Annotated in this window: 10 protein-coding genes; all 10 read right to left on the bottom strand. The window is 59.9% G+C overall.

Features of this window, described 5'->3' with window-relative positions:
* Window positions 1–3: 3 nt before the first annotated feature.
* Complete coding sequence (locus tag BM352_RS13270) at window positions 4–1,626, bottom strand: ComEC/Rec2 family competence protein (protein WP_090217649.1); 1,623 nt, start codon at window positions 1,624–1,626, stop codon at window positions 4–6.
* Window positions 1,623–3,836 (bottom strand): gluzincin family metallopeptidase, encoded by a 2,214-nt coding sequence (locus BM352_RS13265; RefSeq protein ID WP_139229832.1) that lies wholly within the window; start codon window positions 3,834–3,836, stop codon window positions 1,623–1,625. The genes BM352_RS13270 and BM352_RS13265 overlap by 4 nt, the downstream gene beginning before the upstream one ends.
* The gene (locus tag BM352_RS13260) at window positions 3,833–4,999 is read right to left on the bottom strand and encodes a patatin-like phospholipase family protein (protein ID WP_090217643.1); all 1,167 of its coding nucleotides are present in this window, start codon (window positions 4,997–4,999) and stop codon (window positions 3,833–3,835) included. The genes BM352_RS13265 and BM352_RS13260 overlap by 4 nt, the downstream gene beginning before the upstream one ends.
* A gap of 27 nt (window positions 5,000–5,026) precedes the next feature.
* The gene (locus BM352_RS13255; RefSeq protein WP_090217640.1) at window positions 5,027–8,950 is read right to left on the bottom strand and encodes an eCIS core domain-containing protein; all 3,924 of its coding nucleotides are present in this window, start codon (window positions 8,948–8,950) and stop codon (window positions 5,027–5,029) included.
* 29 nt (window positions 8,951–8,979) lie between these two features.
* Window positions 8,980–12,249, bottom strand: a complete 3,270-nt coding sequence (locus tag BM352_RS13250) for a hypothetical protein (protein ID WP_090217638.1) — start codon at window positions 12,247–12,249, stop codon at window positions 8,980–8,982.
* 88 nt (window positions 12,250–12,337) lie between these two features.
* Complete coding sequence (locus BM352_RS13245; RefSeq protein WP_090217636.1) at window positions 12,338–13,972, bottom strand: hypothetical protein; 1,635 nt, start codon at window positions 13,970–13,972, stop codon at window positions 12,338–12,340.
* Complete coding sequence (locus tag BM352_RS13240) at window positions 13,965–16,973, bottom strand: baseplate J/gp47 family protein (RefSeq protein WP_090217633.1); 3,009 nt, start codon at window positions 16,971–16,973, stop codon at window positions 13,965–13,967. The genes BM352_RS13245 and BM352_RS13240 overlap by 8 nt, the downstream gene beginning before the upstream one ends.
* Complete coding sequence (locus tag BM352_RS13235) at window positions 16,970–18,178, bottom strand: baseplate J/gp47 family protein (protein WP_090217630.1); 1,209 nt, start codon at window positions 18,176–18,178, stop codon at window positions 16,970–16,972. Before BM352_RS13235 ends, BM352_RS13240 begins: the two co-directional genes overlap by 4 nt.
* Entirely contained in the window at window positions 18,178–18,576 is a 399-nt protein-coding gene (locus BM352_RS13230) for a GPW/gp25 family protein (RefSeq protein WP_090217628.1), read from the bottom strand. The genes BM352_RS13235 and BM352_RS13230 overlap by 1 nt, the downstream gene beginning before the upstream one ends.
* Window positions 18,576–19,400, bottom strand: a complete 825-nt coding sequence (locus tag BM352_RS13225; RefSeq protein WP_090217626.1) for a phage baseplate assembly protein V — start codon at window positions 19,398–19,400, stop codon at window positions 18,576–18,578. Before BM352_RS13225 ends, BM352_RS13230 begins: the two co-directional genes overlap by 1 nt.
* Window position 19,401 lies beyond the last annotated feature (1 nt).

Here is a 19,401-nt window from a genome sequence, read left to right as displayed (position 1 = left end):
TTCTTACGGAGCCACCGGGGTGTCCTCGACCACATACTCGATCGCCACCTCTTCACTGCGGGTGGCGTTCAGGAAAGCCTCCCACATCGCGTCGAATTCCGGCCCTGCATGAGCGTCGTGACGCTCAGGTGTGTGGGGTTCAATCATCAGCAATCTGGATCGTGTTTTATCGATCAGCGCGTGTTCGATCGCCTTCATGGGATGCCGCCACGGTCGCGATTTGCCCCAGGCCCAAGTTTTGTTGGACGGCACCATCGCCACAAAATCATTCGCATAAGCGCCTTGGGCCATCCAGTTGAGGTTGGGGTGGGCGCTGTCCAGCGAGCCGTTGAGCGTGGCATTGTGAGACCCGTGATGCCCCGCCTTGTAAAATGTGCAGCGGGCCAGCAGATCTTTTGCGGTGATCGTCGCGCCGTCGATCTGCCATGACAGATCAGCCCAAGACACCCATGATCCGCGCTGCGCATCGCCGGTGAACAGCATGGTCTTGCCGCTCTTTTCCAATTCAAAAGCAAGCACTAACGAGGTGTTGTTCACTTCGGAATTCAGCCGAAGCGCCAACCCTTCGGCCTCTCCCATCCAGTCGCCATCGATGCGGCGGTCCGCTGCATCCTCGGCCAAATAGGTCCTCGAAAGATAAGACCGCTCGGGTGCTGCGTCTTCCTTCACGCTGTCGCTGATCTCGCCTTCGGCAATGACGTAGCGCGGTGCGAAGGGCGAAGAGCTTTTGCCCTTCGTGTCCCCGTCAAACGCTGCGAACAAGCCTGCGCCGACATCGCCCATGGCAAATGGCCCAAGGTGAAACTCCTCGGATTGGCGTGGATCGAGGCTGGTGAGCAAGTGTTGGTCGCGCGGTGGGCCGAAGGGGAAGACGCGCACATCTTTCACGCCTTTCAGCGCAAGAGGCGGATCACCGGGGGACAAGAACTTAATCTCGCCTTTCACCATCGATCGCAGCCCGGCAAGCCGTTCCTTGTAGCGTTTGCCGCGAATTTTGGTGCTGCGCGCGGCGGCAAAAGCGTGTTCCGGCCCTTCGATCATGTCGCGTGGGGCGACGCCCATTTCGATACAGGCCTCTTTCAAGACCGCCGCGCCGGTTCTGTGGCCCGTCTCAAGCTCCAGAAACTCCGCGATCTCTTCTGCTGCCCCTTCGGGCGCACCGATGCCCTGCAACGCGGTGAGCTTCTCGTGGGCGAGGGCCAAGGTCAGCAGCTTGTCTCCGTAAATCTCGCGGTAACGGTTGGCATCCGCGTCGGTTTCGTCTTCCGTCCAAGCAAGCCAGAGGTCTTCGACATGAAACTTCGAGAACGGATGTGTGTCGTCGCCCGCCTTGGGAAAGCCGGAGACGTGATCCTCATGCTCGTGCGTGACCACAACCACATCCAACTTGCCGCCAGTGTCTTTCCAGATCTCTTCAATGACGGCGTCGATGTCGATCTCTTTTGCCACCAAGTCATCCGGCGTGCTGCCTTTCTTGCGACCGCAATCGATCAGCATAAAGAATGGCTTAGGGCTGCGGCTGCGCTTGAAGGTCAGCAAGAAACAGTCGCCATGGCCTTGCCGATACATTCTGACGCGTGCGCCGGATTTCGGGGCCTTCAGTCGTGGGGTCGGGGGCTTGGTCATTGGAAACCGTCCTTCACATGGGGCGGGTGGTGCAGATCGGCAAAGGCCGCCGCGCGCGAGGAGCGACCGGAGTAGAATGCATTGGCTGTGCGCGCGTCGGTGCTGTCGATATAGGTGCGGCAGGAGGCAAGCCCGGCCGGATCGTCCACCGCATGGGTGGAGCGGATCAGCCGTGTGATCTTGAAGCTGCGCGCGTCGACCAAAAAGGTGGTTCCTGCGCGAAATTTGAAGTCGCAATCGCGATTGGAGTCTCTTGGATCAATGGGGCGGGCATCCTCATGGGCCTGCCTGTCTGGGTCTAGGTAGCCGCGCCGCGTCTGGATCACCTCGATCACGTATTCACGTTCCGGCCGCCCGCCTTGGCCCAGCCTGCGGGCGATGCGCAAGGCTGCGACATGCAGCGAGGGCAATTCGGTGGTGCGGGAGCGGCGCACGGTGGCGGGGGCGTCAGGCGAAAAGGTCAGCCCGCTGAGTTCGGCAAAGCGGGGCGAGCTTGCAGAGTTCATCAGTAGCCACAACAGCCGCTGATAGTGGCTGGAGGCGTGGTAGACGATTTCGCGGTCGCGGCTGTCATCAACCTCCAGCAAGTTTAGATCCAGTTGCAATGCACGGGCTGGCACCTTTTCCTTGACCGTCATGGTCGTGCTCGCGTCGTTGAAGCGGGTCAGACGTTCATGCACCAACAAGCCGACGCGTTGCGCCTCAAGCTCCGCGCGTTGCACTTCGGCCTGATAGCGCGCGCGGCGTTCTTTGCCGGTGTGGCTCATCGGGCTGGCGAAGTGGGACAGCATTTTTCGGGGCTGGGACAGCATAAGCCCTAGATTGGAATGGATTTTGTCGAGCCAGTCCATGTTTTCGGAAATTCCGCGCAGGGCCTGACGGTCGGCTTCGGCCACGGCAAGGGTCGGCCAGCATAATGCGGGCTCCGATATGGCAGGCATGCCTTCGGGCAGGATGCCCCAGCTGGCGAAGGCTTCGATAAACGCCGCGCGGTAGCTCTGGGTGTCTTCAGGGAACAGATCGCTATCTGCGGTTATGATTGCGCGTAGGTAATCCCCAAAGCTGACATTGACCGGCGGGGTATAGTCCATCGCACGGATGCAGATGCGCATGACACGGCGCGCACATTGAGCGGCTTCTGCCGCAAGGCGACGCTTCAGGTCTGGGTCAATCGCGCCGTCACGCAGAACACCAGACCCGTTGGAGGCGATGCGGAATAGATCACCGACGCGGGTTTTGTAGATCGTCAGAAAGGCGCGGAACACCGCTGCAACAAGGACCGCGCCGCGTTCATGCGGGCCTGTCGCATCGCGCAGTTTTGTCGGGTCGGGTTCTTTGGCTTTCCAAACCCCATGCTCGTTCACGCCACCCAAAAAGTCGCGCAATGCGCCACCGCGCCCGACGGCTTGGCCAAATTCCTGCGCCAGTTCGCCCAGCAGGTTCTGTCGACTGAGATCGCCACGGGTCTTGGCGATCTGATCCTCCAGCACCGAAGGGAACGAGAACAGCTGGAACAGCGCAATAATATCGGCGAACGCCTCGTGCAGCGCCCGCATGTCAGGGTTGGCGTCTTCAGCGAAGCTGGGATGAAGCCCGTCCAAGATGGCGTGGACGGTCTCGTGGACAATGATGTCATGGCTCAGGCAAGTGAAAACCGTGGTGCCGGACGGGGCGCTGGTGCTGTTGGGGCCTGCGGTGAAATAGCCGAAGAGCAGGGCCTTTTTGTCGGGATTGTAGTAGGCGTTGGCCTCGCGCAAAGCGTGGGGATAGATGCGCAAACGTCGGGTGAATTCATAGCTCCAGTCAGGGTCTTTGCCCTTGGTTTCGATCTTGCGCACCGTTGGAGCCCACTGGATCACGCGACCCAAAGCCTCTTCGAACGCGGCGATCGTGTTCATCGAGACTGCATAGACCATTTGCTGGTGGAACTGCGGGTTCTCGGGCGAGGGGCGCAACCCGTCATTGAACATGGTCGCATCGTCATTGAGATTGACCGGCGCGTAAAAGGCTCGGCTGGCGGGGTCGAAATCCACCACTTCGACATAGTTGCCTTTGGGGCCGAAAAACGGCTTGGCCGGATCCTGCGGGTCCAATTCGAACGGCAGGGTGATCTTGACGGTGCGTGCGCCCCGATGGGCGAAGCTGCGCGCGGTGGATGGATCAAACGCAAAGACGTTCAGCCTGCGCGGTGGTCGGAAGTCTGGCATCATGGCAGCACCGGCGCGGCGTCAGGGGCAGGGGCTTCTGGCATCACGAATTTGCGGATCGTGGCATCGGCATAGGAATAGCCTGCCAAGACCGCCGCGCGTTGGTTATCTATCGGGAACTTTTTCAGGCGTGTCGCCATGTCTGAGGCCAGTTTGAGTTGTGCGGGGCTTGCTTTGAAACCGTCCCATGCCAGATTGGTTGTTGGTGTCTTTATGGTCCAATACGCGCCGTTGCGCTCTTTCAACCCGTCTGACAGTTGGTTGCGGAACATGTTGACCAGCATCCTTTCGCGCCAGTTTACCGACACGTCCAGAAACGTGTTCACGATGCGCATCATCATGCCCAGCCGGAATTGCGAGGCCTTGGCGGGGTTGTTCGATCCCGCGTTGGAAGCGAACAGGATACCGCATCGCTTCCAGATCGGCTCCAGCCCGATATTGTCATAGACGCCGCCATCAACCAGCACAGGGTTCGTGCGCAATGCTTCGGAGTCGTAGCGTGCGCCTGCGGGGGCGGTCACGGTCTCGTCGCTCAGGTCGAGGCGCAGCGGGGCAAGTATCGGCGGGAAGCCGGAGGAGGCCGCAACGGCTTCGCTGAGTTTGACATTGTGGGTGGTCGATATGAACGCCTGCCAATCCGCCACATATTCCTTGGTGAACCGCACCAGCCCACCGGTCTGAAGGTTTGACGCACAAAACAGAAAACGGCGACTGGCGGTGATCGTGTTCAGCTTCTTGTTGTGAAAGATGTGTTTGTCATAAGATCTCGCCAGTTGGTTGCCGCCCGAAATCCCGGGCACCAGCCCAAGCACCGACACGCCAACATCTATGCTCAGACTTGTCGCGGCCATCAGCGGCTTGATGAAATGCTCGCTCATGGCTTCATGGGTCGCGACGTGGGGGGCTTTGCCGTTCCAATCGATCTTGTCCCAGTTCATCGCCAGAATACCGGTGGTGATTGACCCGCCCGAGACTGAAGCGATGCGCGATGCACGAGACAGGATGCCCAACTCGTTCAGGCGGATTACTGCGCCTGCGTGGAACAATGACGCACGATATCCGCCGCCAGAGAAGGCAAGACCAATAGCAGAAGGATCGTATTTGCTGTCGCGGCTTTCTGACGAGCGAAAGAAGCCGAGTTCAGTGGAGGCGGGGGATAGGGGCATGTGTCATTCTCCAAATCAAATTTCGTTTTATTGGAAGAGCTTGACGGTTTCGGATTCCGCCTTTCTCAGGGAAACATACAGATTCTTTAATACAATTTTCATCTTACGCTCGGCACCGGCCGGGTCCGAATTGATGGTCTTCACCTTTGCCACTTCGGGCAAATATACCTCCCGCACCGCGCTGGCGTGGTTGGCGGTCCGCGACTCCAAAACACGCTGGATTGCGGCCCGTTTCTTGGCGACGAAGCTTAACCGTGCTGCGGGAATGCCAGATCGCACATATTCCGCGGCGTCGCTTTGATAGTCGGCGGTCTTGACCGGTGCTCTCACGGTGTCGACGGGTTGCTTGACGGCCGAAGTCACTTCAGTCGCCAGCGGTCGATAAATGGGCACGGCAAAGCCGTCATCGTCAGCATAGCCCAAAACTTTGGGTTTGTCGGAAAATAGAGGCGTGGCCTCCAGCTCAGCCAAACGGTCCAAACGGGCTTGAAGTTTTGACGTCGCGTTTTTGTCGGAGGCTAGTTTGACCGGCAATTTTTCGTGTGCGTCGATGATTTTATGGCTCTTGGCGGCATGGACGAAGGCCTTGTCGAGGATGTGATCATACTCGATAAAGTCTCCTATCTTCGATGAGCGCGCGCCGTATTTCATGCCAATTCCTTCGATTTTGATCAGGTCATTTCCATTCGCCTGACCGCCTTCGAACAGGATGTCGCTGCCGTTATTGGCCTTGGCGGTGGCGAGTGTGTGTGGCGTTCGTTTGGGTTGCACGCGGTCGAGCCCGTAAAGCGCCATGTTCTGTGCCTTCAGTGCTTCTATCCCCTTAATGACGTTGGTTTTTACGAGATCAGAAGCAGACGGATCGGCTTGATAAATTGCTTTGATATCCTCGGCCTCGGCGTTGAGTTGTGCTTTGATCGCTGATTTGACATCACTCACCCGCTCGTCGACAGTTTTCTTTGACAGGGCAGCTTTTATGATCGTGCTGGCGTCTGGAAGGTTCTTGCCTTTGCCCTGAATATGGTTGCGGTGGTAGACCGCCATAGCAGGGAAGCCTCCGGCGTCCGGGCCGATCTTGTCGCCTGTGGCTTTACTGTTGAGCAGTCCCAGTACGGGAGCCGCTTCTTTCTGAACGCTGGCTTCCAGGCTGGTGCCCGGCAACGCATTGATGCCGGTTTTATTCGCCTTTTTCTGCCGCGATGCCCGTAAGAATTCAGAGTCCAGCTGTGGTGTTCCTGACAGATCATTCAGAACATGGAGCTGTTCGAAGACCCCCAAGGGAAACCGCTTTTCGATGGTGTGATCCAGTTCGTAGAATCTTGAAAGCCGATAGCCGTCTTTGGGATCATTCTTCGAGGCAGCAGCAGTGAGTTTACTATAGGTGTCGACCGTACCCTCGAAAAACTCGGAACGCGGCTCTTTGTTGCGCAGGAGGGACTGACCTTTGCCCGAGGTATCGAGGAAGGGGTTCTTTTCGATATCCAAGCCCAAGCGTTCGAACTCCTCTGCCGCTTCGATGAGCTCGGCGTGCAGGGTTGCGTATTTGGTTTGATTGTTCTGCTTTTGGGATTGCGGGTCGATGCCGCTGGTAACTTCTCCGGTTTCGGACGCGGATTCATTGCTGGATTTCTCCAGAGTGTTGGACGCTTCGGTCGCGCTTTTCTCTTTGTTATCGGCAGTCTCGGCATTTGTGGCTGGGCCTTTGCCGCTTAGTGGCCCGTCTTCGGAGGCCATATACACCTCGACCTTCTTGCCGACATACTTGCCATAAAGGGTGTGAGGGGTGCGTCCGATCTTGAATGCCTTGGACGGCAGCTTTCGCTTGCCGTTCAGCTTGCCGATCAGTTTCGAAAAGAGCGCTTTCGCTTTCTTGATGACGAAGCCGATCATTTTGCCCATAGCCTTTTTCACCGGCGCTTGAAGTCTGGCGATGATCTCTCTGATTTTGGTGGATATTCCGGTGATGCCGAACGCCGCTGCGAGGAATGAAATGACAACCGGCACCGTGCGCCCGATCGTCTCTTCAATGAAGTTTGCGGCAGACGAAACCTGACCTCTGGCGATGGCACCAATGGACGAGAAAATGGACTGGGCAACGGCCATGATCTGGTCGAGCCGCTCAACAAAGGCGACAATCAGGTTGTAGATGGACAACACCACCTTCACCACTGCGCCAATCGGGTTCGAGAGCCCGGCAAGCAGGCCAATGCCCGCCTTGACGATCGACGTCGTAACCATGCTGATCAGCCCGCCGATCAACGTGGATTTGAAGTTCTCGATCATCTCCAGCATTTTTTGCCAGATGCCTGCGAACCCTTCCTTCAGCAGGACACGCACGATTTCGACCGATGCCTCGATCATCGCGACTTTACGCTCACCTGATGGGCCGAGCTTTTTGACCAGCTCTTTGCGAAAATTGGCATAGGTGATGCCAAGAAGTTGCATCGCAAGCGACATAAGCCCTTTGAAATCCAGCTTTTCGGGCATGGTGATGCCTGCCTTGGCGACGGCCCCGAAAAGCCAGCCCAGAAGGCCCTTTTTTAGATGCGCCAGAATGTTGGTGCCGAACTGCTTGAACCCGCCGACGACGGCCCTGACAAGGTTCATGGCGAAGCCAAGTGGATCTTTCACGATCAGACCAAGCACCTGACCTGCGCCTTGCAAGACGCCCCAAACCTTCGCGGCCCAAGGCCCAGCGAGCTTCAACGCGCCTTGCACGATCAGCTCCAGAACCTTTTTGCCGACATCGGTGGCGAACGTGATGATATCGCGCACCAAGGGCGCGAACAGGCCGATGATGTATTTGATCGTCCCGGACCAAGGCGCGTCCCAGATCTTGTCGATCAGGCCGCTGACGCGACTCCATGTGATGTTCAACTGAGACAGTCGCAGCTTGGTCCACGCGAACGCATCTTCAACGACTTTGGCTTCTTTGAGCTTGTCGAACAGGACGGTGCCAAGCGGGATCAGGCCAAATAGCCCTTCCAGCAGGTTGGAGGCGGTCATCGGGACCTTCTTGCCGGAGATCAGGCGCTTGCCGACCAGCACAGTGATCAGCGTGTAGCCCGGCACATGGCGCGCGTAGCCTTCCAATTTACCTGACAGCCAGCCTTCCTCCTCCTCGCGGCGTATCGGCTCGCGCTGCACAACACCGTCTTGGCCCTGCCTGCGGTTGATGGGCAGGCGATCCGCGCCTTCGGTCTGTTGCACGACGTGCGTCAGTTCATGAGCCATGAGCCGCGTGTTGGTGGGGCTTTCGCCACGCCCCAGCCAGATGCGGTTGCGGTGGGCAAAGGCGCGGGCACCAATGCGGGCAGCGGCGTCTTGATCGGCGGGGCCGTCATGGAGGCGGACATGCTCGAAGCTGGTGCCAAAATGAGGCTCGATCCTCTGCCGCACCCCGTTTGGCAAGGGGCGACCGGGGCCGGGGTTGGCGACAAGGCGCGATACATCGGCGGGTGCCCGGCCACCCATGCGTCCGACGGCAGCCTGCGGAGCGGCAGAGGCCTGAACCGCGCCTTCGGCACTGCCGCCAGCGGCCATAGGCTCGCCACTTTCCAGCTCGTCCATGTCAGTGGCTTCCAGACCGTCGGCCGCAACATCGTTTTCTGTGGGCAGTTCGAAATCCTGATGCTCCGCAGGGGCGGGGTCGGGGGTGAGCTCATCCAGATTGGGCTGGCTGGTGGCGTCGCGCCGTAGGGGGGCGGCGGTGGCTGGTCCAGCCCCACCGGCAGCGGCAACAGGGGGGGAGGTCTGAGTTGGTGCCGTCGCCCCAACGACGCGCGCGGCCATGGTTTCGGCCTCCCGTTCCGCCGGATCATTGACCGCCCCAACAGTGAGCGAAGGCTGAATAAGGACCGCGCGCGCAAGCGATGGCTGCGGGCGGCGCACAGGAACCACCGACCTTTGGGGCCGTGCCGTTCGGGTGACTGTGCGCGCCTTGGTTTTCATGATTTATCCACCTTGCATTTCAACGTCACCTAAGATGACCTTTTGGGCTTGGTGGTGCGCCGCCTCGCTGCACGTTCAGCGCGGAGTGCGCGCTTTTTCGTGCGAGTTTCCGTTGGGGTGGGCGGCGTAGTAGCGCTCGCTCCCGTTCCCAAATTTCGCGCGGGAGGCATTGACAGGATGACGTTCGTCTCTCGGTTGATGGCCGCCGCGGGCGTCGTTGCCCGTTTGGCTTCGTCCTTGCGAGTGTCTTCCTTCGGCTGGTTTTCAAGCGCGATTGCAATGGCAGCGGCGGTGACCTTGGCGTTTGCCAGTAACCCCGGCTGAAAGACAATATCCGTATCCTTGGCTTTCGTATCACTCGCGGCTGAGCCACTACTGCGCTTACCAGTTTCAGTTGTGTCGGCCGCAAGCTGCCCGCCTAGGAACGTCCCTGTGAAGAGCGGCACCATGAGCCTACCGAAGAAGAACGCTTGTTTGATGACAACAAACTCGATCGCCGTCTCGCCTTTGGCGAGCAATGCAACGGTGTCGCCCTTCTGCGGGCGGCGGTTGAGCAATGGTTTGCCCTCTGGGGCGAGTGCTAGCAATTCGTCGATGCTCGATACCACTGGCGGTTCCGAAAGCTCGAAACCTGCGTTCTTGAGCAGTGACAGCGAATCCTCGACGGTTTTGCCTGTCACGTCCTCGATTTCTGGGTTGTCGGCGCGTTGCCACTGGTTCAGCACGGACGCCGCGCCACCGATGGTTTGACCACTGTTCGTGGTCGTCACGCTGCCGCCATAGGTTGGCTTCGGGGGCCAAAGCGGAGTGCCATAGGGCGGATCCCACGGGGCGGCGCCCGCTTCGCGCAACCATTCGCGAAGGCGGACGGCAGGACTGGCTTCGGCGCGCAATTGTTCTTCGGCGCAAAGCTCTTTGACGCCTGCCAGAATATCGCCCACGACATCGCCCAAATAGAAGCGCTGGCTGCGAGGTGTGTTGGCCTGCTTGCGACAGCACATCATGCAAACATCCGTGGCCGCGACCTTTCCTGCGGAGTAGTTGGACAAGGTCACGCAGGCGAGCGGGATCAAGCTCCATTCGTTCGTGTCCAGTCCGGGGCAATCGGGGATAACATTATCGCACAGGCAATCGAGGCGGAACTCTTCGTCCTTTTTCATGATCGCCGCATAGCGCAATGTCATGCTGACCAGATCGCGCTGTCCCTCAGAGCCCTTGATGCCGGAATCGCGGAGATCCTTGTCCAACGTCTCGTTAATGGTTTGCAGCTCGTTCTTTTTTGCCTCCCACAGTGGGTCGCCAGAGTTCTTCAGGGCGCGCCCGTATTCGTCGATCAACTCGTTCAAAAGCAGATTGCCTTGTTTCACTTCGGTTGACGTTAGTTCGACATTGTCGATGACGCTGATTGCGTTGCGCAGGCAGATGTGAATTTTGGTAAGCGTGCGCATCCGAACGGGTTGGTCTGGCAGCTTTTCGAACAGTTCGCTCTTGGTGAGGGCACCTTTTCCTTGCAGGCAAATCTGTACCTGGTCCGACAAGGTGAGGTCCGCATCTCGGTAGATCAGGTGCGCGGGGGCCAGAAAGATGGTCTGCGCATTTCCGTTCACCCCGAGCGCGAGGCAGATTTCATCATTCGTTTTGGAATAGGCCTCGAAGTTCTTCACATCCTTGGCGTGCAAGAGCTGTTCCGGCGAGAGGCCGTCGAGCTTGATCGTCTGACGCGTCACCTCGTGCAGGGTGCCGTTGCGATCCAGTGCGACGCCGCCGCCAAGCTCGATGCCATCAGGGGTGAGTTGTGCGCTCAGTCCGCATACCACGCCCCAATCCATCATCGTGCGGAGCATCAGTTGTAGCTGTTTGTTGTCGTCAGCGCGGCACAGTGCGTTCAAAGCATCATCGACGGAACTGGAATTTTTCAGCGTGTCACATGCCTCGTCGGAGGGAGTGAAGGCCACGTGCGTCGCGTCGATCTCGCAGACACGATCCAGCGCGTCCTGGACAGTTTCGGTGCCGCCCAACAGATCGCAATCGGGATCGGAGTCATAGCTGACATGACCCGCAGGCAAATCTGCAAGCGTCGGAAACGAGAGGCGACGACGCAAGGTGTCAGGAAGAGGGAGAAGTGTTTCGGAGTCGCTAAAGCCCAACGGGCAGAAATGGTGCAATGGACCCAAAGGCGGCTGCGGGCGGCCCAATGGCTCACCGTTCAGTAAGGCTTGCTCGTCTTCGGGGGCATATCGGCGCAACTCCGCCAACCAGTAGTCACCCGCGACCATTTCTTTGCCGCCATGCTCAAGCTGCACAGTGAAGAACTCGGTGGTCAACGTAATTTCGGCGGTGTTGACGCTTGGCTTGGCGCTCGCGGCACTGGGACCGGTGACTTTGGATTTGGTGTCCAGCGGCAATCGCACCATGCCGTCCCAACGGCGCACATGGGTGTAGCCAAGCGCTGGCGTGTTCTTGGGCAGTGTCGGATCATCTGGAGTGTCGGAGCTCAGGTCCGTCGAGAAGGCACCGCGCGCGGGGACGTGGGCCTCATGGAAATAGCCCAGTTGGGCTTCGGTGGAGGCGGAAAAATACTCGTATACGGCTTTATCCCGCTCTAGCGCTGTGCGGGTGTCGAGCGGCTCCACCGCCTCCGCGTTTTCGGACGACCAAGCAAGACGGATGGCGGACAGACTTCCCTTGCCGTCGCGTTCTACAGAGATAACTTCAAAGCGGATCAGAGCATTCGGCAGCACCTTGTCGATGCTGATCAGTTCAGCGCAGGGATCGCAGGCGTCAAACTCTGTCGTAGTTTGCGCCAGCTTTAGGGATAATTCTGCGTTTCCTTTTGCCCTGAAGGCCGGGTGCCCGGATAGGGCCTTTGGTAAGTCTTCCACACTGCTGAACTCGGGCAGGCTTTTAATCTGGACCAGCGTGCGGGTCCGGTATGAGGTTTCGGCCCCGTGAAGCCCTGCATCGGCCAAGTAGGGCTGCTCATGCGCCATAATCGGGCGCTCCCAGACATCCACATAGACCAACCCCTTGGTCAGGTCAGGGCCGTTTGGTAGATCTTCTTGCAAGGCAAATGCGGACGAGAGGTCACGGCCTTCTTTCTCAGTTGCCCCAAGCCTGAAATGCCCTTGTTTGCCTTGGGCAAATACGGTGCCGGGTTGAACGAAAGCGTCGCCCTCTTTATTGAACGCGATCATGCCTCCTGCTGCGGGGACGCCAGACCCTGCGAACGCCGCACCTTGGGCTTCGTCGCGGTCTTGATGGATTTGTCCGGCCTCGGTCAGATCCGCGTCGGTAAGCATTGCCCCTTGGACGTGACCAATATTCGAGTAGCGGTTTGCTTCGTGAAAACTGAGCCTAGAATGTGAGCCCTTCATCTGAAATCCCTCTCTATGTGTCGCTGTCAGCGGAGCCCGAAATGGGTGGGCTCAGGGCCAGCATGGGGTCGTAAAAAATGGCGATCTCCTGCCCAAGCGGCAGGAATTGTTCGAGCTTCTTTCTCAGCGCTCGTAGGCTCGCGGCGTGATAAAGCCCGTGCCCCACGCCGATCTCACCTTCATCTTCCGCGCCGGCGGTGATAGCGGCCGGTGTGTCGGTATCGAGCACCGCATATCCAGCCTCGCCATATCGGGCAATGCGCTTGACGCAGGTCTTGCCGGACTTATGCCAACGGTCGATGAATTGGGGCAGGGCCGTGGTGTTCGAGCCGCTGCGCGCATCAAGGCATTGTTTTGTCCGTTTGCGACCCGGATCGCGCGGAGCGAAGCGGGAATAGCGGATGCAGCTTGGCGCGGTCTCCCCATCGGCACAGACCAGCGTGTCGGCGAGCGAGGCGAACAAGCAATCGGACGCATCGAGACGGGTGAAATCCGCGGCCTCCATCACGGTGCAAAATTCCATCTGGCCATGGCGACGGTCCGCGAGGATCAGCTCGAAGACCGAATTTTGCGCGCGAAAGCTCACTTCGCGAGTTTTGGGCAGCGCGAGGTCAACTGTGTGCACGGCGCAATCAATAAAGCTAACAACGGTGTTGGCTGCGCCTTTCAATGTGACCGGACCCTTTGCGCTGACAAAACGGATGCCTTCGAACGTCACAGCGCGGTTGGGCAGGTTCAGTTTGGCGGGCGTTCTGGCTATGACGGCAGGGCCGGTGATCCCTTCGCCGAGCTGCTCCATCGGGAGCAGATCTTCAGCCCGCAACACCTGCTTTTCGCCTAGCAACGTATTTAGAGATTTCTGGCTCAGAGCGACCTCAGGCAGCGCGTCATGAAAGATGCCTTGCGGCGGGCGCACATGAATCAACGTGCGTCGCGGATGGGGGCCGATGCGGCGCACACGCTCGGGGTCGCGCAGATCGGGCGTGCGGGCGGTGCTGTCGTCATAGGCGCGTGGAAAGCAGGGCACGCCGCCCTGTGCCAGCGCGCGCCAGTACAGGTCGGATGCGTCAGGATCATTCCTGTCAGGCTTCAGATGATACAACGGATTGGAGCCGTCCTTATCGACAACCGCACGGTCAAGCTTGCGAAAATCCGGTGTGATGACATTGGCGCTGCCGGTTGTCTCGGGGCGTTGGGTGAAGGGCGGCAAATCCATACGCGGGGTTTGCGCCGTCATCCTCCAGCCTTCCTTGGCCACGGTTTCGGTGCGGGCGACCACATCGCCGATATCGTCAATCGACGCCAATGTGCCTTTCGATTTGAACCACGCGACGGAATGGTTCAATTCCTCGGCGCGGGCGACGGGGTCCGGGGCCGTCAGCTCCGCCCCCAGCAGTTCCGCCAGATAAGGGACAACCCAAGGCTGGATCGTGCGCCCGTCGTCCAGTGGTTCGGCAAAGCTGTCGGCATGAGCCTGTTCTGTGGTGGCGCGGATCTGGTCCAGCAGATGGCCGAACCCGTGCAAAAGGGCCTCAAGATCGCCCAGTTCGTCGGGTGTGGCTGTATCACGATACCGGTATTCTTCGGGTAGTTCCCGATACAGGATGCGGCCAGCCCGCGAGCGCAGATCATTGAAGCTGTCAGTCATGTAAACCTCGCACATTCACGGAAATGGAGGGCGCGCCGGAAATCGCCGCGGCGGTGGAATTTTCGCCGATATGGGCCACCTCATTTGCGCGGGGGAAAATGGTGACGATCTGGTCGTCGCGCACCATCACATGGGGCAGGCTGCGCGGGGTGTCGGGACCATAGTCAAAGCGGGTGATGATGCTGGTGGCGACGCCGGGGACGGCCTCCAGCGCGGCGATCGCCTCCGAGATATACGCAGGCTGGCCGAAATCACGACCTTCGAGCGCGAAGCGCGACCGCAGGGCGGAATCACACGCCCCTGCGATGTCGGTGGCGTCATAAGAGGTCAGGTCGGCCCGCACATCGGCCCAGATGCGCAGGTAAAGCGGCGCGTAGGCTTCGAAGGCCAGCGATACACCGGGCAGGACTCTCGCGCCCAAGGCTTCCTGCAAGTCACGCTTGAGTTGCGCGCTTAGCTCGGCGCCGCCTGCGGGAACGACATGGAGCTTGACCAAACGTGAGCGCCGCGCGCTGGCCACTTCCTTGGCCCGCGCCCGCCAGATGGCCGCGTGACGCATACACAGCATCTCGGTATCGCGCAAAGACACGGCCCGCCCGTTGGAAGAGAGGCGCGCCGGCGCAGAGCTGCGCAGGCTGTCCACAGGCTCGCGGTTGGCTCCACCGGAGGAGGCAAAAGGCTGGTAGATCGCTTTGACATGCGCGTGCTTTTTTGCGGGCTCTACCAGCGAGAAGGGCGGCACGCCCGACCCGCGCGCGCCTGTGCCGATGCGGTGCCGCAGCAGTGCTACATTGTTGGTGCCGGTTGGCAGGCGGCGGCGGAAATGGATCGTCAGAAACCCGTCTTCGCCAAGCGTGGAAGACCAACTGCGCGTCCCGTCCGCCGCAGGGTTGATATAGTCGGCATAGGGCCAGACTTCGCCTTCAACGGTGACATCAAGTGCTGGCATGACGCCGCTTTCTGCAACTGGGGACGGGACGTGGCTGACATCGGCCAATTGCAGCAAGAAGCTCTGGCGCATACGTTCGCCATCGCCCGATCCCAGCGTCTTGGGACCTTTGCTTTCCCCGTGGCCTGCGACCACCGTATTCAGCCGGAACACTGTGTCCCCGCGGCTCATCTCGGCAATCGATCCGGCAATGTCCAAACTGACCTGCACGCGGTTTTGACCCAATGGTTTGATCGTCGCGAGACTGGCTTGGACGTTGGTGGTGCCATCAGTGATGATCAAAGGCCGCCCGGGGCGCAGGATGTCCAGCGCCTCATCTGGGATGTTCTCAAGCGTCAGAAGCGCCAGATTGCCGAATTCGGCTGGGTTGTAGTCGTGATCTTCAGGTCGCAAAGACATGCGCATCGGGCCGATGAATTCCGACGCGTGCGGGGCAGGGACGGCGGCGTCGAATTCGATATGAAACTGCCCCTTGTCCTGCCGCAGGCCTAGAACGCGCAGGGCTTGCATCGTGCGGTTTGTGCGGTGACGTCGAATGAAATGTGCGCCGCGTGACAGGCCCTTGGGCAGGGTGCCCCGAAAACTTGCGACTTTGCGGCTGCTTTCGCCCGTCACCTTCGGATCTTGGGAAAGTTTGGCATCGATCGCTTTCTCACCGCGCAATCGCATGTAAACGACATCGGGGCGTTCGGGTGGACGGAATGTGTAGCCCATAACCTTCGCGCCCGAGGTATCTGCGATGACTGCGCTCACGCCATCTCGAACCGCTCGCAGCCCCTCAAGCCCGAAGTCATCTGAGCTTTTCTCCCAGACTTGTGCGACGACCTCGCTTCCATCGAGATAGAACACGCGGTCGATGTCGGGGCTGGGGCCTTGGAATACCCCTGCTTTGATGCTGGCGAGCGGCGTCAGCGCCGCCAGTTGGAACGCTTCCGGAAGATCCAGCCCTTCGGGCAGTGCAAGGGAAACGCGGGTCTCATCGCGATCCACAACGGCTAGGATGCGTGAGGGTGTCAGGCCGCGCAATTCGACAAGATCACCCTTTTGGAGCGCATTGGACGTGTCGAGTTCGACGACCGCAATACCAGCTGAGCTACGCGGCAGAGCGCGCAAAACATCCGCCGGATCGCGCCACAGACGCGCGGACGAAATCGCGGGTCGGCGGGTCAGGCCTTGGGCAAAGTTCAGCTCCAAGATGGTGTCGTCATTTTCCTCGCTCAGGTCGTCAACACCCGACAGCGTTACGACCTGATCCTTGCCTTTGCCCGAAATGATCGCCAACTCACCCGGTGCCAAGGCTCCGGCGTCAGGGTTTAACCAGACGCTGTCTCGCGCGGGTAGGGGTGTTGCATTGACGTTCCAGCCTTCCACCCGCGCGGCGTTTAAGGCGGGGTGGGCAAGGAGCTTGTTCAACGTCTCGAAGATCAGGGGTTTGCCCGTTGCGGGGCTGTGTTTCATCGCCAGACCCGCTGTGATTTCTACAGCGCCTAACTCGGGCTTTAGATCAAGCGCGACAAGCGTGCTCGCAGAGGCTGCTGGCGTAGGTTGGTAGTTTACCAAAGCGGCAAGGCGGCGCAGGTTGTCCCATTGAGTTGCAGTGCGCAGGTAGCCCTCGTTGGCGTAGGCGTTCAGATGGCCAAGTGTGACGTGGCTGGCCCGCGCGAAGGCGCGCAGGATGTCCCATGTGTAATCCCCGTCGCTGGTATTCATATATTGTGCGCGGATGCGGATACCGCGCTGGCCGCGGCTTTCCAGTGTTGGGCCGGTCTCGGTCTCGGCGGGCAGCGCGCGGGCCAGCCGCTGCCAGACAACCGCATTGCGCAAGGCTTCAGTATCGACCTGCGCGCGGGCCAGGTCTGCAGTTTCGTTCAGAAACAGATCGCGTAAGACATCGGGCTGGCGCATTTCGACTGGGACACCCTTTGCATAAAGCCCCGTCAGTATTTCGCGTAGGCGTTCGAGCCAGATGGCGGCGTCCCCGTCGACATAGTCAAACCGGCTCATCCCCGAGCGATTCCAGCGTGTAAGATCTGTGGAGGTTGTGCGGCTCATCCGGTCTCTCCTCCTTGGACTGTGACGCGGAACGCTCCTCGCTCTGGGGCGCGGGTGTCACCTGCGCATAGAACGTAGCTGTCAGGATCAACTGCAATGAACCCCTCCGCACCGCGATCCTCGAACGCGCGTCCGACGCGGCGGAAGCGGTTCAGGCACGCCACAGCCACGCCCTCGATCTGCATGGCACTCTCAATGATGTCGGAGGCATAGATCGCCTGGCCAAAGTCGAACCGGCCGGGCTCGAAGAAGCCGCCCTGATCTGATGTGAACACTGCCGCTACGGCCTGACGCAGCTCTGACCGGAAGAAGCCCGGCTTGGCGCGAACGGACAGCGTGACGTTGATGGGCGCGGCGCGGGCGGGTTCCAGAAAAACCTCCGATCCGATCATCCGATAGGCATCGACCAGAACCCGAAGGATGGCGCGGCCTGTCAGCTTTGGGCCAAGCGGGGGGAGCGCCAGATTGCGATTGGAATGAAAGCCGGTGATCTGATCCCACAAGTCCGCCCTCAAACGGTTGGGTCGCGGTGCTGACGTTGGCCCGTCATGGAGGGGCGCATCCATCGGCAAGTCATCCTCAAGAAGTGTTGCGATCAGGATGGAGTTCCATGCGCCGGACCAAACCAAACGCGTCTGGGCAAGCGCCACAAGCGGGTGGCTTTGCAATATCGCGCTGTGATCTTCGAGCGTTACCATCCGGTGTTGCGCCGCGATCTGGCTGGGGCCTTCATGGCGCGCACGATCCATAGCGGACGGGACGCGGAGCCAGTATTGCTCCAATGCCTGTGCGTCTGTGGGGTTTGTCCCAACGGGGCGATATAGGCGGTGTGCCTCGGCTAGGTCTGCGTCATCGGGCTGCCAGCCGATCATCGCAAGGAGCCTGCGCACCGATCCAGGTTGGCGCGCTGTGTCCAGGAACCGTTCAGCCTGCACGCGATCAAGCGCATGGGAGGCGCGGTCCAGAGCGGCTGAGAGCAGCTCGACCAGCACAACTTCCATGTCCGCAGGGGTCCAGCGGCGCCGGTCAGGATAGCGCGAGGCGAGTTCTTGCATCATGAACAGACGGAAGCTGTCATAGTCGCGCACCTTCCAGTCGAAATCGTCTTCGACGCCGGGGATGGGCAAGGGCAAGACCTGTTCGCGGCTGCCACAGTCAGGGCAGGTGCCATCGAATATTAGCTTGGCTGGGGCAAGGTCGGCCATCACGTCACCTCAAATCGATGGGTTTCTTCTCGGGCCAGCGCCGCGATGGTGTAGCTGATCTCAACCATCAGAACTTCGGGTTGATCGGGCGGAGCGCCCACATCCACGCGGATTGTTTTGGGGTCCACTTCGCCCGCCAGAGCCTCTGCAAGTGCACCGTAAAGGCGGTTTTGCGCCAACTCCCATAGCCCAACCGCGTTAGGCTCGAACACATGCTGGCGCGCGCCAAACCCGTATTCTGGGCGGAACACCCGCTCTCCCGGTGAGGTGAACAGAACCTGCTCGACCTGCTGGCGGATGTGGTCGAACCGCGCCACCTGCGCCGCGCCGCTTTCCGTCATGCGGAAGGGGAAGGCCATGTAGCGGACGCGCGGCAGGGTGTTTTCATGCTGGGCCATCAGCTTGCCGTGCTCTTGGTGGTCAGGACCGACGGGGTCAGCGGTACAATCGGCGGCGAGGTCGGCGCGCCGATCGAGGTCGCGTTATGGGTGTGGGCATTAAACAGCGACAGGAAAGTGGTGCCTTTGATCAGCGGCTCGCCCCCCGATCCGGCGACCGTCACCATGGAGCCTTCAATGTTCACGGTTGCCGAAGATTTCACTTCAACACCGCTGCCTGACATGCTGATTTCGTTGCCATTCGCATCGGTGCAGGTGACGCCGGACGACGTCATGACCAATTCGTTGCCGTTGCCGTCGGCCACGGTGAGCTCCCCGTCTGCGGCGTTGAGCGTGACGGTCGACCCGGCAGAGTCTGTCAGCACCATGGAGCCGTCCTGGTCCATCACGACCGTCGCTTCGGCGGCGGATCTCAGGGTCACGACCTCTGCGTCTTCCGTGTCATCAAGCGACAATACGTGGCCACTTTCGGTTTTGATCAGCTTCACTGACTGTCCTGTGTGCTCCTCCGGGACTTCACCACCCGTGCGCCAGAATGTGCCGGTCCACATCGGGCTGGCGGCGTCGCCTTCAAGAAACTCGGCCACAACCTGCGAGCCGACGGGGGGGATGGCGAGCGTGCCGAAGCCTTCCCCTCCGCCATAGGCAACTACGGGCAGAGCCCAATCAGACGTCTCTGAGCCCAGAACAGACGGGATCACAAGCTTGCAACGCCCGCGCAATTCCGGGTCTTCGACATCAGCCACAAAGGCGCGGTACTTGCCAAAATAGCTGCGTTGCTGCTTGCGGATCGTGCTTTCGAGGGCTTGGAAAACCTCTGACATC

Origin of the sequence: Litoreibacter janthinus (genome assembly GCF_900111945.1) — a bacterium.
Taxonomy (GTDB): Bacteria; Pseudomonadota; Alphaproteobacteria; order Rhodobacterales; family Rhodobacteraceae; genus Litoreibacter; species Litoreibacter janthinus.
This window is presented reverse-complemented; position numbering and strand designations above follow the sequence as displayed.

What these genes read in the sequence shown, in the direction of transcription:
- BM352_RS13255 (WP_090217640.1), bottom strand. Translation starts at nt 8,950, where the DNA reads ATGAAAACCAAGGCGCGCACAGTCACCCGAACGGCACGGCCCCAAAGG.
- BM352_RS13265 (WP_139229832.1), bottom strand. Translation starts at nt 3,836, where the DNA reads ATGATGCCAGACTTCCGACCACCGCGCAGGCTGAACGTCTTTGCGTTT.
- BM352_RS13245 (WP_090217636.1), bottom strand. Translation starts at nt 13,972, where the DNA reads ATGACTGACAGCTTCAATGATCTGCGCTCGCGGGCTGGCCGCATCCTG.
- BM352_RS13250 (WP_090217638.1), bottom strand. Translation starts at nt 12,249, where the DNA reads ATGCTTACCGACGCGGATCTGACCGAGGCCGGACAAATCCATCAAGAC.
- BM352_RS13235 (WP_090217630.1), bottom strand. Translation starts at nt 18,178, where the DNA reads ATGGCCGACCTTGCCCCAGCCAAGCTAATATTCGATGGCACCTGCCCT.
- BM352_RS13240 (WP_090217633.1), bottom strand. Translation starts at nt 16,973, where the DNA reads ATGAGCCGCACAACCTCCACAGATCTTACACGCTGGAATCGCTCGGGG.
- BM352_RS13225 (WP_090217626.1), bottom strand. Translation starts at nt 19,400, where the DNA reads ATGTCAGAGGTTTTCCAAGCCCTCGAAAGCACGATCCGCAAGCAGCAA.
- BM352_RS13230 (WP_090217628.1), bottom strand. Translation starts at nt 18,576, where the DNA reads ATGGCCCAGCATGAAAACACCCTGCCGCGCGTCCGCTACATGGCCTTC.
- BM352_RS13270 (WP_090217649.1), bottom strand. Translation starts at nt 1,626, where the DNA reads ATGACCAAGCCCCCGACCCCACGACTGAAGGCCCCGAAATCCGGCGCA.
- BM352_RS13260 (WP_090217643.1), bottom strand. Translation starts at nt 4,999, where the DNA reads ATGCCCCTATCCCCCGCCTCCACTGAACTCGGCTTCTTTCGCTCGTCA.